We start from the raw sequence: 14782 nt of genomic DNA on the forward strand, positions 1-14782 counted from the left end.
CGAGGGGCATGCAGTGGCGCTAAAATAATGCTGATTTTATGATTAAAAGTTATCGTTTTTGGTCTTAAGTCGGCGTCCCATGCCCATCGATGACTAAAATGGGGAAGTTCTGCCTCGATGAAAAATCAATAATTACTTGCTTTTAAACAAAAAATAGTAGTTTTAACTCCGCTTTTTAACTAGTTTTCAGCTTAATGTTTGACATTGCGTCATTTCAGCTCAACTCTTTCGTGCCGGAATGGTGATTTTCCGGTCTAACGATGGGGCGACGATTATGGAATCTTTAATACCTATCATTCTCCAGCTTGTAGCAGGGGCCGTTGGCGGCAATATTGCTGGCGCAGCGAAAAATATTAATCTTGGAACGACTGGCAATACTGTTGCCGGTGGTATTGGTGGCGTCATTCTCGGGCAAATTCTGCCGCTGATTGCTAGCGGTGGATTGGATTCAGTTTTGAATGGTGTCGTTGGCAATCTGGCTGGCGGAGGCGTGGGCGGTGTCATCCTGACCGCAGTCGTCGGTTTAATTAAAAACTCTATGGCAAGCAAAGCCTGAGCATTTCTGGCGCCAGTGAGACTTTGAACAAGCTAGGTTAATAGCACATGAAACGGGCGGCACTGTGTTGCCCGTTTATTTTTGCCATTGCTGTCTTGCTGAATACTTTGCTTTGTGTGAGAGAGAGACAATGTTTCTCGCGTCTCGCTGCTACGGACAGCGGCTGAATCAATGGAGTATTTTATGGGACAGTTACAGGCCATCATCGTTCCGGTTACCCCATTTCAGCAAAATTGTACCATCCTCTTCGATACAGAAACCAAAAAAGGGGTAGTCGTTGATCCCGGCGGTGATGTCGCGCGGATCAAGGAAGCAATAGCATCACAGAATGTCGATGTGGAAGCGATCTGGATTACCCACGGCCATATTGATCATGCCGCGGGGGCAATGGATCTTAAAGAAGAACTCGGGGTGGACATTATTGGTCCTCACCGAGATGATAAATTTTTGCTTGATAATCTAGCGACGACGGGCCTGAAATATGGGTTAACCGAAGGCGTACGTAATGTGACGCCGGATCGCTGGCTTGTTGAAGGCGAAACGATCAGTTTTGGTGAGCACAAATTTGAGGTTTTCCATTGTCCGGGTCATGCCCCTGGGCACGTTGTCTTCTTTAACAAAGATGTGCGACTTGCAATTGTAGGTGATGTTTTATTTAACGGGTCTGTCGGCCGCACGGATTTGCCGGGCGGAGATCATTCAGCGCTGATCCGGTCCATCAAAGATAAGCTGCTGCCTCTTGGTGATGATGTTGGTTTTATTTGCGGTCACGGGCCGGGCGGGCGTTTTGGTGAGGAAAGGCGAAGCAATCCTTTCCTCATAGGCTCGGACTGAGTTGATTTAAAAGCCGCTGTGAAAGCGGCTTTCAATATTAATTTGCAGTGCAAAAGTGGTCTTGTCCGTCATAACCCCGGTAGGTTCCGGTATTCGGATTAAAAGACCGGTAGCGTTCAGAACAGTAATTATACCAACCCCGGCTCCAAGGTTCATATCCTCGATAGGTTGGTGCATAGGCTGGTGGGGCTGGGTAATAGACTGGTGGCGGAGGTGAATAAGTCGGCACTGGCTGAGCGTAAACCGGTTGCGGTTGGCTCATTATACTGCCTACAACCGCACCTGCGGCGAGGCCTAAAATGCCTGCTGCAATAGCATCACCCGTCCGATTATGGCGGTGGTGGGAGGGATGCCATCTGCCACCGTGGCGAGCCCAAGAATCGGCAGAAGCACTGGTTATAGGTGTGGCAATTGCCGAAAAACCGGCGGCAGCTAAAATAGTCATTTTTAAAAATCTGTTCATGTAAGCTCCTTAGAAGCGAATATCCACGCATCAAAACTGGCGTAAATTATGAACAGTAGGTTAAACTTTCCCGATGAATATAGGCTGAATGGTTCGGCCTAGCGTAAAATGAAAAACCCCGGCCGGAGCCGGGGTCGAAAAGCGTTCGATTAAGCAATTATTCCGTAATGGTGATATTTACAGCTTTTGGACCTTTACCGCGACGGTCCGGTTCCGTCTCGTAGGACACTTTTTGATTATCAGCTAATCCTGCCAAGCCAGAAGCCTGGACGGCAGAAATATGGACGAAGATGTCCGCACCACCATCATCAGGTTTGATAAAGCCAAAACCTTTTTCAGAGTTGAAGAATTTGACCTGTCCGGTCTGTGCCATGGGATCGTTCCTTTTCCTTGGCGCCACTGTCTTTGTGAGAACAGCGGAATTACAACTTCTGCCGAACGCACCACACACCCGGCAGAGGGTCATGCAGGCAGTTCTCGACATTGGGGAAGGAACCGATCATTGCCAGAGTTTGCACTCTAACCCGGAACTTCTAGCGGCTCCGGCTCGCCGTTCTTTCAGTCTTCCATTTGTTCGCAAAACGCCCGGACATCAAAAGACTGATCTATGATACGAAATTTGGCAAGCAAATTCTTCATCTCACAGGTAAATATCTAAATTTGCTAGAAAATAACAAAAATATTTTCAATAATATCCCGGATTATCGGCTTAATTTTTCTAAATTATAGCAACACTGCGATCTATATTACTATGTTGATCAGGGTGCTGAGTTAGAATTAACGGTTACGCAGAACGATGCATGAGCCGCCGGCGGCACGAAGCTTCCCGCAAATTTGATCCGCTTCTTTTCGATTATCCGCGCCGATGCGCACCGCATAGATGCCGCGGCGTGCTATCGGTGAACGAACCCGGCTGATGACGGGATTGTGCGTCGCCAATACCGAAGGAAACTGCTTGCGTAATCGTTGCCATTGGTTGACCGCTACATTGCGCCGAAAATTGCCAGCGACCTGGATTCCCCACGGTTTTGGCTTGATACGCGCCATAGGGATTGTCGCTTTGCGGATGACAGGCAGAAGCTCGCAGGCTTGCATAAATGGAAGTTTGGGATCAAGCGGTCTGTTTGTGATCTCAGCCCCAGACGCAAAACTATCCGCAGGTAGCCCGGTGATGTCCAAAACATAATTTTCGGTTTCCAAAGGAAGGAACCCGCCGGATCGCTTCCAACGAGAAACGCGGCCAGGTCCGGCATTATAGGCGGCAGCGGCCAGTCCCCAATTGCCGAAATCGCGTCTTAAATCGCTCAAGAAATGTGCAGAGGCTGGTATCGCCTGTTTTATATCGAAAGGGTCAGCAAGCCCGCGTTCTTTTGCCGTATAGGGCATGAATTGAGCAATGCCTTGGGCGCCGACTGGACTGACAGCATGAGGATTAAAATGGCTTTCTTTCCAGATGAGCCTTGCAAAGAAATCCTTTGGAATGGAGTGGGCATCCGCGCTTGTTTCGATTAGCTTGCATATTTCACGACTGGTAGGTGGCGGCGCGTTTTCGTTATTAATGGCCGATTGGGCCGCAGGCGAGCTTTCAGCAAGTGCATCTGAGGCAAAGCATGTTCTAAGTAGCAGTAGTGCTAAGACAGGTACAAAACGGTAAAATGTCCTACTTAAACTACATAATAGCTTCAAACCGAGCTCCCAAGCTAAAAACAGCTGGTAGTTTCTCGTAGTTTTATATGGAAATCAATTATCCAGTATAAAGAAACGAGTCGAGCTATGCTTTTGCCGTTTTGTATGTAAAGCGAGTTACACAACAGGAATGGCTATATGAATAGTTGCTACGGTTTCTTGCCAAGAAACTGATTTATATAAACTGACTGCCGATAGCGGACTAATACTATGCCGCCGTTACCGTTCCATATGCTTCTTGGAAGTTGAACCGCTATGGTTCGTATGGAATGTCATCTGTGGGTATTAACTCCCAATCAAATCCTGCAAAACTGATTGGTTCCGGTTTGTGTATAGGCCAAGTAGACGGATTAAAATAATATTTGTCAATAAACTGGATCTCGTCATAATAATGACCTTCCGCATCAAAAATCAAAGCCAAGTATGAATTATAACTGTTGGTTGAAATACACGTGCTTCCGGTAATCCAATTTGGTGCAACTTTGAACTTATCACCAGGCTTTCCTTTGCTGGAGCAGACATACCCCCTTTCATCGATGTATAAATTACTATCTAAATCAGAGAAAAAACTCATATTTATATAATCTACTCCAGATATGGAGTTGTCATTAATAATTATATTAAAAGCTAAATTAAATAATTCGACATTGGAACAGTTCTTTTCAGGCCAAATCATAATACTGTCTGGCTTGTATTGGTATGCGCAGGCTCGTTCAGGATATTCCTTATTTACATTTTTTATAAATACATACTTTCTAGCAATGCTTTTTGTTGGCTCCGTAATTTCTCCTTTGCTGAAGTATGAGAGAGATTGTAAACCATTGTCTTTCGAGCTTGGAATATATTTATCAGGAAGCAGTTTAGGATCTATGTTTATGTAGCCTCTGTTTCCGTATTGCTCATATATTAAGATAGAAAGAGTGTTATGAATATATCCAAACCAATATTCTGCACCAAATGCGCATAATAAACTTATGCTAAATCTGCCAGATATATAGGTAATATCGGAGGTTCTTTTTGGTGCACCGGATATATCCATCGTGAATGTCTGTTTAGCCGTAGGAAAAATGGGTTGTGCGTCCCATTTTGTAATTTCCTGTTCTTTAAAAATATTAAATGGCCAAAAATAACCTTTGAATGTATAAAATCCGCTGAAAATGGTTCCAAAAGAATAGTCAGTGTAATTTTCTAAGTTTGTAATGCAGGCTCGGTAAATATGGTTTGATTCTTTAGAAAATTTTTTTTCCGTTAAAGAAATACTGTACTCATACTCACGCCACGCATTGTTATCGGACATAGGTCCGGGAGTGATAGTATCATTTTCGTCCCCTCCATGGTACTTTTGAGCGCCAAACCATTCAAAATCATCGGGTTGGAAGGTTATTTGGCCGATACTTTTAATATCAACTTTTGCTTTAAATTCGCCATTGAGACTAGATTTAATTCTTTTTTGAGGGATGCCTTGATCGTCTCGAATTTCTACTTCAAATCCAATTTGAATCTCAGAAGATGCGGAAGTCGTTTGAATATAATAATGTAAGTATGCGCAACCGTTTGAAATATAATCGGGTTTTGTATCGACGAGTGAAGGCGAATTTTCGACAATAGGTGATGAAAAAGCATTTTTCGTATCCTCATAAGACCAGCCCACTGATCCTTTGTCGCCCAGCGGATCGCCGTTAACATAATTTATCGGTCTGCAACCAGCCTTGATGTTTTGAACAGGAGGACATTTATCGTCGGGCAATGGATTTCCATTGTTGTCCGTTAAGTCAAGAATTGCGATTACAAGCACTTGATGCAAGCCATTGGCGTAAATAATGTCTGAGGGTTTGGTGTTTGCTTCTCGCCAAAGTTGCAGGCGTATATTGCTGACATTTTGCCAAGCAGATTTATTGAAATCCGAATTATTACTGTCTTGCATATTTCGTAGCCCCATAAGTCCCCAAGATCGAGATGCCTCGAAGATCGTAGAGAATTATATGATTGGACAGGTATCGTCATGCTGTTAACCAATCCAGCTCGCCCGGGGGGTGAGCGGAAATGTGATTAAACATTGAGGAGAGTTAACGGCCTGGTCGACCGGTTTTCCCAGGTCTACGCGCTTTGCGTGCAGAAGAAGGGCCTTCATAGGAACCTAATCCGGGGCGCTCACGACGAATTGCAGGATCACTATCCCCCGCTGGGACTTCTGTGCGTTTGACGGTCATTTCATCCAGCGTGTTCTTACGAAACAAGGGCTTAGCCATATCTGTTCCGGGGCCCATATTATCGAGGGAAGGCTTTTGGAATAGTGATTTTCGGTTTTGTTTTCCGCTTCCTGCTCCACGGTTTGAACCAGAAAATTCCGCCTCGATTTCACGTGCTAATGGGTCGTCAGCAATGGCGAGTTCGGTTTCTCGTAGGCGCTTGATCTCATCACGAAGGCGAGCAGCTTTTTCAAAATCAAGATCAGCGGCTGCGTCACGCATCTGCTTTTCCAGATGTTCGAGATGCGAGGCGAGATTATTACCCATCATAGCGCCTTCTTCAGCGAAGCCTGAAATGTCGGCGCGAACGTGATCGCGTTCATAGACGGAGTCGAGAATATCCGAAATATTCTTTTTCACAGAGGCAGGGGTAATACCATGTTCTTTATTGTAAGCTTCCTGCTTTTCGCGGCGACGGCAGGTCTCTTGCATCGCGCGTTGCATGGAACCGGTTATCGTATCGGCGTAAAGAATGACCTTGCCGTCAACATTCCGCGCTGCGCGTCCGATGGTCTGGACAAGGGAGGTTTCGGACCGTAGAAAGCCCTCTTTATCCGCATCCAGAATTGCCACAAATCCACATTCGGGTATATCAAGACCTTCGCGTAATAGATTGATGCCAATCAGAACATCAAATGCACCTAGCCGCAAATCGCGAATGATTTCGATACGTTCAAGCGTATCAATATCAGAGTGCATATAGCGCACCCGCACGCCTTGTTCGTGCAAATATTCGGTCAAGTCTTCCGCCATGCGCTTGGTCAAAACCGTGCAAAGTGTGCGATAACCTTTGCGGGCCGTTTCACGGATTTCGCCGAGAACATCATCGACTTGGTTCTTCGCAGGGCGTACTTCCACAGGCGGATCTATCAGGCCTGTTGGGCGGATGACTTGTTCGGCAAACACACCACCGGCTTCTTCCAATTCCCATTTGCCAGGCGTAGCCGAGACAGCAATGGTTTGCGGACGCATGGCGTCCCATTCTTCAAAACGAAGGGGCCGGTTGTCCATACAAGAAGGAAGACGGAAACCATATTCCGCGAGGGTGGCTTTTCGGCGGAAGTCTCCCCGATACATACCGCCGATCTGGGGTACAGTCACATGACTTTCATCCAGGAAAACCAAGGCATTGTCGGGTATATATTCAAATAGGGTTGGCGGTGGCTCACCGGGTTGGCGACCTGTAAGATAACGGGAATAATTTTCGATACCATTGCAGACGCCTGCAGCTTGCAGCATTTCAAGATCAAAATTGGTCCGTTGCTCCAAGCGCTGAGCTTCTAATAAACGGCCAGCTCGCGTGAGTTCAATAAGGCGTTGCTCTAATTCTTCCTGAATAGATTTTATTGCCTGATTGAGGGTCGGGCGCGGCGTTACGTAGTGGGAATTTGCGTAAATTTTTACCGATTGAAGTTCACCGGTTTTTTGACCAGTTAGGGGATCGAATTCGGTAATAGTCTCAATTTCGTCGCCAAAAAGTGAGATCCGCCAGGCACGATCTTCTAAGTGGGCGGGGAAAATTTCGATCGTGTCGCCACGTACCCGGAAAGAGCCGCGAACGAAATTGATGTCTTGCCGCTTATATTGCTGGGCGACCAGATCGGCGAGAAGCTGGCGCTGGTCTAGCCGGTCTCCGATTTTCATTTCGAAGGTCATGGCGGTATAGGTTTCGACCGAGCCAATACCGTAGATGCAGGATACGGACGCCACGATGATAACATCGTCGCGCTCCAGCAAGGCACGGGTTGCGGAGTGACGCATACGGTCGATCTGTTCGTTTACCGTCGATTCTTTCTCGATATAGGTGTCGGATCGCGCCACATAGGCTTCCGGCTGGTAATAATCATAATAGGAAACAAAATATTCCACCGCATTATTGGGGAAAAAGTTGCGAAATTCCCCATAAAGCTGTGCTGCAAGAGTCTTATTGGGTGCTAAAATGAGTGCCGGGCGCTGGGTCTCTTGGATGACCTTGGCCATGGTAAATGTCTTACCAGACCCGGTAACGCCGAGTAGGACTTGGGTGCGTTCGCCTTCGTCAAGTCCCGATACCAGAGATTTAATCGCCGTCGGCTGGTCGCCCGCGGGCTCAAAGTCCGAGACCATCTCAAAGCGACGACCGCCTTCAGATTTATCTGGCCGGGCGGGACGGTGAGGCGTCCACAATTTGCCATTCTTGAAAAGCGGATTGCCGGATTCGATAAGTTCGGAAAGCGCTTTTACGGTTGCAGTCGCACCAGTCGGGTTGAGCTGGGTTGCCTCTTCAAGACTGATATCCAGACCTGCAACGGGATTGAGACCAGATGCAGCCCGCTCTTTCGCTGTGGCGGCACCACCAAGCGATGTGCCGCGCGCGCTTTTCGAGGATGTGCCACTGCGGGTGGAAGCCTTTTTTGGGCTTTTCAGCGACTTAGCCAGTTTCCCCTTTTTGGGGGTTTCTGATGCTTGGGTGCTAATCTCTTTTGCCCAATCCGCAATCGAGCCGGAAAGCGGCGCACCTGAAAACTCAGCTTGCGGAGCTTCGCCGAAGCCGCCAGCCTGATTATTCGAATCTGTGGTATATTTATCTTTTGAAGAAGCCATAATACCAATATGGATTTTCGCCATGTAAATGAAAAGGGCGGTGAGACAAATTGATCGGAAAGCGCTGGAAATATACCAAAAGCTGACGCATATTCGCGCCGATTCAAAAATCAAATAGGAATTTAATTATGAGCGAAGACGCAAATCCGCAGGGAATGCTGACACTTCGTGTGCCAGCCATGCCCCAGGATGCTAATGCAGCATTCGATATTTTCGGTGGCTGGGTAATGGCGCAGATGGATTCAGCGTGCGGTATCCGCGCTGCCGAACGGGCAAAGGGTCGGGTCGTAACAGCTGCGGTGCGCGAAATGTCTTTTGCGCGGCCGGTTAAAATTGGCGACACGCTTTGTGTTTATACCGATATTATAAAGGTTGGCCGGACTTCCATTACGCTGAAAGTGGAGGCATGGGCACAACGCTATCTCACTCAGCAGAAGGAATTGGTCACCCATGGCGAGTTTATCATGGTAGCGCTTGACGAAAACGGTAAACCGACCCCACTTCCTGCGGAATAGATTATCAGCACGAAACCATCGAATAAGAACCGCGTCTAGTTGCAGGTGCGGTTCGGCATAATTGCAAGTTCAAATGAAATAGTCGGCCTATTCGTTGGCGGTCCATAGTCCGGGAAGATAAGAGCAGGGTGCGCGTTTAAAAGAGGCGATAAACCTCGATACAGAATATACGCGAAATTACTGTTGGTTTTTGCTAACAGATTACTGCGGCATTGGGCCGGCCGCCCCATTATCATTCGCGCCTTAAAGATCATTCCATGTCTGCATTGTTGTCGCCAAGTATCCTTCCGATATTGCTTTTGATTGGATCGAATATTTTCATGACTTTTGCCTGGTATGGGCATTTGAAGTTCCCGCACACTCCGCTTTTGACGGTCATATTCGCAAGTTGGGGAATAGCACTCATTGAATATTTCATGGCTGTACCGGCAAACCGCATTGGACATGAGGTTTACTCTGCAGCCCAATTAAAAACGATGCAGGAAGTGATCACGTTGGTGGTGTTCAGCCTGTTCTCGGTCTTTTACTTAAAAGAAGCGCTCGGTTGGAACCATCTGCTCGGATTTGCGCTGATCGCGGGTGGAGCAGCCCTTATTTTTAAGGCATGAAGTCTAAACTGCTGGGCCAGAAAAGGTTCGGAATGTCTTGCGACACCAGAAGATTAGGCCGATCTCGACCGCAAACATGGCTATAAGCAAATTAGCGTATATGCGTGTCATCAGGCCTCGGTGAAGTTCTCGCGTCTTTGATGTCGGAACCTATGGGCGTTATCACGCCAGCTCGGCAAGCCCAATCGTCCTAACTACTTGATTTTAATGCAAATTAGGGAAAGTATTTTTTCCTCGTGAAATGACTTAAGAAAGTGCTATATTTGAACTGAACGATTTGAACGGTGCCGAAACACGTGTTCGGTGACCGTTTTCTTTTTGTAAACCGAAGAAAATTGCATCCTTCGGCGGGTTGTCTCGTGCCCAGCAAAGGCGTGAGATAGGGCGGGAAACTAAATGTCGCCGCGTATTTTCCTAAAAGAACGCGCGCAGCAGGCAATGGAAAGGAATTTATTGAGTATGGAAAAGTTCCCTATGACACCGGGCGGTTTTGACAAGCTCAAGGAAGAACTTCGCTGGCGCCAGCAATCCGAACGTCCCCGGATCATTGAGGCGATCGCTGAAGCGCGGGCGCATGGAGACCTCTCGGAAAATGCCGAGTATCATGCAGCCAAGGAAGCGCAGAGCCTTAACGAAGGACGGATCAACGAGCTGGAAGACTTGGTGGCGCGAGCTGAGGTTATCGATGTTTCGAAGCTTACCGGTGACAAGGTCAAGTTCGGTGCAACCGTAACCCTGATTGATGAGGACACGGAAGAGGAAAAGGTTTATCAGATCGTAGGAGATCAGGAAGCCGATGTGAAACAGGGCCGGATCTCGATCTCTTCGCCGATTGCCCGTGCACTTATCGGAAAAGGTGAGGGAGAAACCATTGAGGTTAATGCACCCGGTGGATCACGTTCTTATGAAATCATGTCGCTCAAATATATCTGATTTGCAGTGAAAGCTTCCATTCAAAACGTCGAGGTCATCGCGCCAAATTTCAAGCGCCGCCTTTCTGGCGTTACCTCGACGATCGTCCAGCTCATTCCTTTGCAATGCGCGAACGGAATTAAGATAGCAACTCTCGGGCCGGGATTGCCCGAGAGCCTTCCCCGGCTGGGGTGGGGCTCGCTGTTGTTTCTGTGGAAAGCGCCGCAGGGACGCCGATTCCGTATCTGGCATGCGCGTCGCAATATTGAAATGCTAGCGGGTGTTTTTATGCGCGATATATTGCGCATGAAACTGCGCCTGGTTTTTACATCGGCGGCACAGCGCCATCACAAGTCTTTTACCAAATGGCTGATTCGCCGAATGGATGGCGTGATTGCGACGAGCGAGCGCTCTGGGAGTTTTCTGGAAGTGCCGCATGACGTGATCATGCATGGGGTCGATTTGGCGCGTTTTCATCCGCCCAAGGGTCCGGATGATGAAATTGCTGCCGCCAAAATACCCGGTAAATATTTGATTGGCTGTTTTGGTCGCGTGCGCCCATCAAAGGGAACGGATTTATTCGTAGACGCCATGATCGCGCTTCTGCCGCATTATCCCGATTGGACAGCGATTATTACCGGACGTGCGACCGCTGAGCATCAAGCATTCGCTGATGATTTAAAAAAGCGGATCAAGGAAGCTGGTTTGGAACACCGCATTCTTATCTTGGGCGAAGTTCCTGACGTGCGAGTTTGGTATCGTCGATTAACCCTTTACGTCGCACCTTCGCGAAATGAGGGTTTTGGACTTACGCCTTTAGAAGCAATGGCATCGCAGACTGCTGTTGTGGCAAGTGACGCGGGTGCATATGCGGAAATGATTGTCGAGGGGACTGGTCGTGTTGTATCCGCGGGGGACGGGAAGGCATTATGCGAGGCGATCAAACCTTACCTCGCGGAACCCGCAATGGCAGAGCGGCAGGGTGAAAATGCGCTGCATCATGTCCGTAAGGTTTTTCCGCTGGAAAAAGAAGCCGCCGCAATCAGTGCAGTTTACGAGCGGCTATTTTCGGGAAATTAGCGTTTACAAAATCATTAATGGTTCGTCTTTAACTGGCCGAATCGTTAGTGCGGTGCGCACGGAATCAACATTGGGTGTCGCCGTTAATTCCTCAATTACGAAAGTCTGGAACGTGTTGAGATCACGCGAGACACAATGCAGAAGGAAATCGGATTCGCCCGAAACCATCCAAGCTCGACGGACGAGGGGCCATTGTTTGGTTTTTTCAGCAAAAGCCTTGAGATCGGCATCCGCCTGTCGGTGAAGCCCTACTGAGCAAAATGCCACAAGATCTTGGCCAAGCGTGGTGCCATTCAATATTGCGCGATAGCCGCGAATAACACCGCTTTCTTCAAGCTTGCGCACGCGCCGTAAACAAGGGGGGGCTGAGATACCGACCCGCTCCGCTAATTCGACGTTTGTAATGCGCCCGTTATTCTGGAGTTCCCGGAGGATTTTCCAGTCAATTTCATCCAGATCTGCCTTTATTGGCATTTAAAACTCCGCGCAAGGAAATTACTTTCCTCGGTAATTATAAAACATTCAACGCTTAGATAGCGCAATCTTACCTTGCTCATAACAAATGAATCACAGCAATGTAAACTGCTCTTCTACAATCAACGTACCCAGAAAACACGTGTAAACAGGATAAATACAGTTACGAGCTCCAGCCGGCCTGCAAGCATTAAAAATGCCAGCACCCAGAGCGCGGAATCATCAAGGGTGGAGAAATTGCCCGCAGGGCCGATCGTGTCACCCAAACCCGGCCCGACATTGGAAAGAGCGCTGAGCGCGCCTGTAAAGGCAGACACGAAATCGAGGCCGAAAGAAGCCAAAAATACCGAGCCAATTATGAGCGAGGCTATATAGAGAAATAGATAAAGCAGAACACTTTGCGCAATTTCACCCGAAACCTCGGAAGAACCGTATTTAATCTTGCTCACTGCATGGGGAACAATAAGACGGAGCAGACTGGAGCGAGTAAGGCTGCACAGAATAATCAGCCGGTTCATCTTGATGCCGCCGGAAGTGGAACCGGCGCAGCCTCCGAGAAATGACGCAAGAAAGAATATTCCGACAGCAGGCGGGCCCCAAAGCGAATAATCTTCTGTGGCATATCCGGTTGTGGATATTATTGATACGAAATGGAATGAAGCGGAAATAAGCGCATCGCCAAACGGCATGTTAAAATTGCTCCGCAGCAAAACAGCAAGCAAAAAGCTGAAACCCACGACCAAAGTGAGAAATAATTTCATCTGTGGATCAGAAAAGACGCTAAGTCTGCGCGGAAGAAAAACTTTAATATAAAGGGCAAATGGCAGCGAAGAAAGCGCCATGAAAATGGTGGTAGAAATCAATATTATTGAGTTGTTTTCATAATACCCAAATGAGTCATCATGGGTTGAAAAACCCGCTGTTGCTACTGTTGAAAGACCATGGTTCACGGCATCGAAAACGCTCATTCCTGCGGTGAAATATGTGATCATGCAGGCGGCAGTTAGCGTGAGGTAAGCGCTGACAATGCCAAGGGCGATCTGATTCATGCGTGGGAGAATTTTTTCGGATTTGTCCGAGCTCTCCATATGAAAAAGCGCCAGACCACCGGCCCGAAGTGAGGGCAGCATTAATAATGCCAAGCCGATGAAGCCTATGCCTCCGATCCAGCACAGCAGAGAGCGCCACAGGAGAATCCCGCGTTGCATATCGTCAAGGCCGACCAGAACCGTGGCGCCTGTAGAAGTGACGCCTGACATTGATTCAAAAAAGGCGGCTGGATAGCTAATTGGTAGATGTGAGAAATAAAGCGGTATCGATCCAAGCAGACATGCCGTCAACCATAGCGATACGGTGAGTAAAAAACCCAAGCGTGGTGTAAAGCGCGCAGAATTGTTTTGCGTTGCAATAAAAACCAAAAGAGACAAGGCACCCGTTGCGGCGGAAGAACGCAGAAAAATCAGCCAATCATCGCTTCCATCTCGTAAGTCGATAATAACTGGTAAAAGCATGGCCGCCGCCATGAAGAGGCCAAAACGGGCGCAGATATTGGCGATTGTGTGATAAATGACAACGGCTCCGACATTAGTACGGCATGTTTATTGTCTTGGCTCTATTCGGACGGCTCTGTCTACCGCTCTCTGTCTGCAATGAGGCTTTTATAGTTGACATAGTGCAAGCAGACAAGCTGTGTTTAAAGCCGTCTAGAGGACTGTCAAACCTTGCAAAATAGCGGTAGCACACCTAACCTTAATGATAACGGGCAAAGCAGAGTAGGGGGCGGCAACGTTTTCGAAAAGCTATCAGTTCCCGCCTTTGATTTCAGGACCGGAAAGGCAATCCCCCATGTCATCACGTCACGCGCCAGTCATAGTTATCGGTTCTGGGCCGGCTGGGTATACAGCGGCAATTTATGCAGCACGCGCCATGCTCAAGCCGATTATTATTGCCGGGTTGCAGCAGGGCGGCCAATTGATGATCACGACGGATGTCGAAAATTATCCAGGTTATGCAGAGGCAGTGCAGGGGCCATGGATGATGGATCAGATGGCCAAACAGGCGGAAAATGTTGGTGCCGAAATTGTCCATGACATTATCACTGAGGTGGAGACGACCCAACGTCCTTTCCGGCTCATTGGTGATTCCGGTACCGTCTATACTTGTGATGCGCTGATCATTGCTACAGGCGCTCAGGCCAAATGGCTTGGCCTTGAGAGTGAGCAGACTTTTATGGGAGGCGGTGTGTCTGCATGCGCCACCTGTGATGGTTTTTTCTATCGCGGCAAGGATGTTGTCGTTGTGGGCGGCGGCAATACCGCTGTCGAAGAAGCGCTTTATTTGTCACATATCGCAAAGAGCGTCACGGTTGTTCATCGCCGTACGGGCTTTCGGGCCGAAAAAATTCTTCAGGATCGCCTTCTCGCACGTGAGAATGTGAATGTTATCTGGAACCATGTGATTGATGAGATCCTCGGTACAGAGGCGCAGCCGCCGATGGGGGCAACGGTTACGGGCGTAAGGTTAAAAGACGTCGTAAGTGGAGAGATGCGCGAACTTGAAACCCATGGCGTCTTTATCGCCATTGGTCACGCGCCAGCAGTCTCATTGTTTGAAGGCAAGCTGAAGCAGAAGCCAAATGGTTATCTGTGGACCGCGCCGGATTCGACAGCCACGGACGTGCCAGGAATTTTTGCGGCCGGTGATGTGACTGATGATATTTACCGCCAGGCTGTTACAGCCGCCGGTATGGGGTGCATGGCAGCGCTTGAAGCCGAGCGCTGGTTGGCCGCGCAGGAGCCGCTCGTTCAAGCTGCGGAGTAATT

General features: G+C 48.3%; 14 protein-coding genes. 7 read left to right on the plus strand and 7 right to left on the minus strand.

Translation table 11 applies throughout. The features are described 5' to 3' along the window. Window positions 1-274 precede the first annotated feature (274 nt). A complete protein-coding gene (locus C7374_RS03985) occupies window positions 275-556 on the plus strand; it encodes a hypothetical protein (RefSeq protein ID WP_111574333.1) in 282 nt (93 codons plus the stop codon). 183 nt (window positions 557-739) lie between these two features. After that, window positions 740-1390, plus strand: coding sequence for an MBL fold metallo-hydrolase (locus tag C7374_RS03990; protein WP_111574334.1), 651 nt, complete (start codon window positions 740-742; stop codon window positions 1388-1390). Between the two features lie 37 nt (window positions 1391-1427). On the opposite strand, the gene C7374_RS03995 is transcribed toward C7374_RS03990, so the two are convergent. The 5 genes from C7374_RS03995 to uvrB form a co-directional block, all read right to left on the minus strand. Beyond that, window positions 1428-1853 (minus strand): BA14K family protein, encoded by a 426-nt coding sequence (locus C7374_RS03995; RefSeq protein ID WP_111574335.1) that lies wholly within the window; start codon window positions 1851-1853, stop codon window positions 1428-1430. A gap of 157 nt (window positions 1854-2010) precedes the next feature. Then, window positions 2011-2226: a cold-shock protein gene (locus tag C7374_RS04000; RefSeq protein WP_111574336.1), complete on the minus strand. Its 216-nt coding sequence runs from the start codon at window positions 2224-2226 to the stop codon at window positions 2011-2013. 404 nt (window positions 2227-2630) lie between these two features. Continuing rightward, the gene (locus tag C7374_RS04005) at window positions 2631-3479 is read right to left on the minus strand and encodes a transglycosylase SLT domain-containing protein (protein WP_111574631.1); all 849 of its coding nucleotides are present in this window, start codon (window positions 3477-3479) and stop codon (window positions 2631-2633) included. 313 nt (window positions 3480-3792) lie between these two features. Beyond that, entirely contained in the window at window positions 3793-5463 is a 1671-nt protein-coding gene (locus C7374_RS04010; RefSeq protein ID WP_111574337.1) for a hypothetical protein, read from the minus strand. Window positions 5464-5605: 142 nt separating this feature from the next. Beyond that, window positions 5606-8371 (minus strand): excinuclease ABC subunit UvrB, encoded by a 2766-nt coding sequence (gene uvrB / locus C7374_RS04015; protein ID WP_111574632.1) that lies wholly within the window; start codon window positions 8369-8371, stop codon window positions 5606-5608. Between the two features lie 128 nt (window positions 8372-8499). On the opposite strand from uvrB, the gene C7374_RS04020 reads away from it, so the two are divergent. The 4 genes from C7374_RS04020 (at window position 8500) to C7374_RS04035 (ending at window position 11486) form a co-directional block, all read left to right on the plus strand. After that, complete coding sequence (locus tag C7374_RS04020) at window positions 8500-8886, plus strand: acyl-CoA thioesterase (RefSeq protein ID WP_111574338.1); 387 nt, start codon at window positions 8500-8502, stop codon at window positions 8884-8886. Window positions 8887-9143: 257 nt separating this feature from the next. Continuing rightward, a complete protein-coding gene (locus C7374_RS04025) occupies window positions 9144-9494 on the plus strand; it encodes a DMT family protein (RefSeq protein ID WP_111574339.1) in 351 nt (116 codons plus the stop codon). A 459-nt stretch (window positions 9495-9953) separates the two neighbouring features. Then, the gene (gene greA, locus C7374_RS04030; protein WP_111574633.1) at window positions 9954-10427 is read left to right on the plus strand and encodes a transcription elongation factor GreA; all 474 of its coding nucleotides are present in this window, start codon (window positions 9954-9956) and stop codon (window positions 10425-10427) included. 18 nt (window positions 10428-10445) lie between these two features. Beyond that, window positions 10446-11486 (plus strand): glycosyltransferase family 4 protein, encoded by a 1041-nt coding sequence (locus tag C7374_RS04035; protein WP_374850186.1) that lies wholly within the window; start codon window positions 10446-10448, stop codon window positions 11484-11486. A 3-nt stretch (window positions 11487-11489) separates the two neighbouring features. On the opposite strand, the gene C7374_RS04040 is transcribed toward C7374_RS04035, so the two are convergent. Both C7374_RS04040 and C7374_RS04045 read right to left on the minus strand, forming a co-directional pair. Then, on the minus strand, window positions 11490-11960 hold the full coding sequence (locus C7374_RS04040; protein ID WP_111574341.1) for an Lrp/AsnC family transcriptional regulator: 471 nt from the start codon (window positions 11958-11960) through the stop codon (window positions 11490-11492). 122 nt (window positions 11961-12082) lie between these two features. Beyond that, entirely contained in the window at window positions 12083-13483 is a 1401-nt protein-coding gene (locus C7374_RS04045; protein ID WP_111574342.1) for a TrkH family potassium uptake protein, read from the minus strand. 322 nt (window positions 13484-13805) lie between these two features. On the opposite strand from C7374_RS04045, the gene trxB reads away from it, so the two are divergent. Beyond that, window positions 13806-14780: a thioredoxin-disulfide reductase gene (gene trxB / locus C7374_RS04050; protein WP_111574343.1), complete on the plus strand. Its 975-nt coding sequence runs from the start codon at window positions 13806-13808 to the stop codon at window positions 14778-14780. Window positions 14781-14782: the final 2 nt, after the last annotated feature.

Origin of the sequence: Falsochrobactrum ovis, assembly GCF_003259955.1 — a bacterium.
In the GTDB taxonomy this organism is placed as follows: Bacteria; Pseudomonadota; Alphaproteobacteria; order Rhizobiales; family Rhizobiaceae; genus Brucella; species Brucella ovis_A.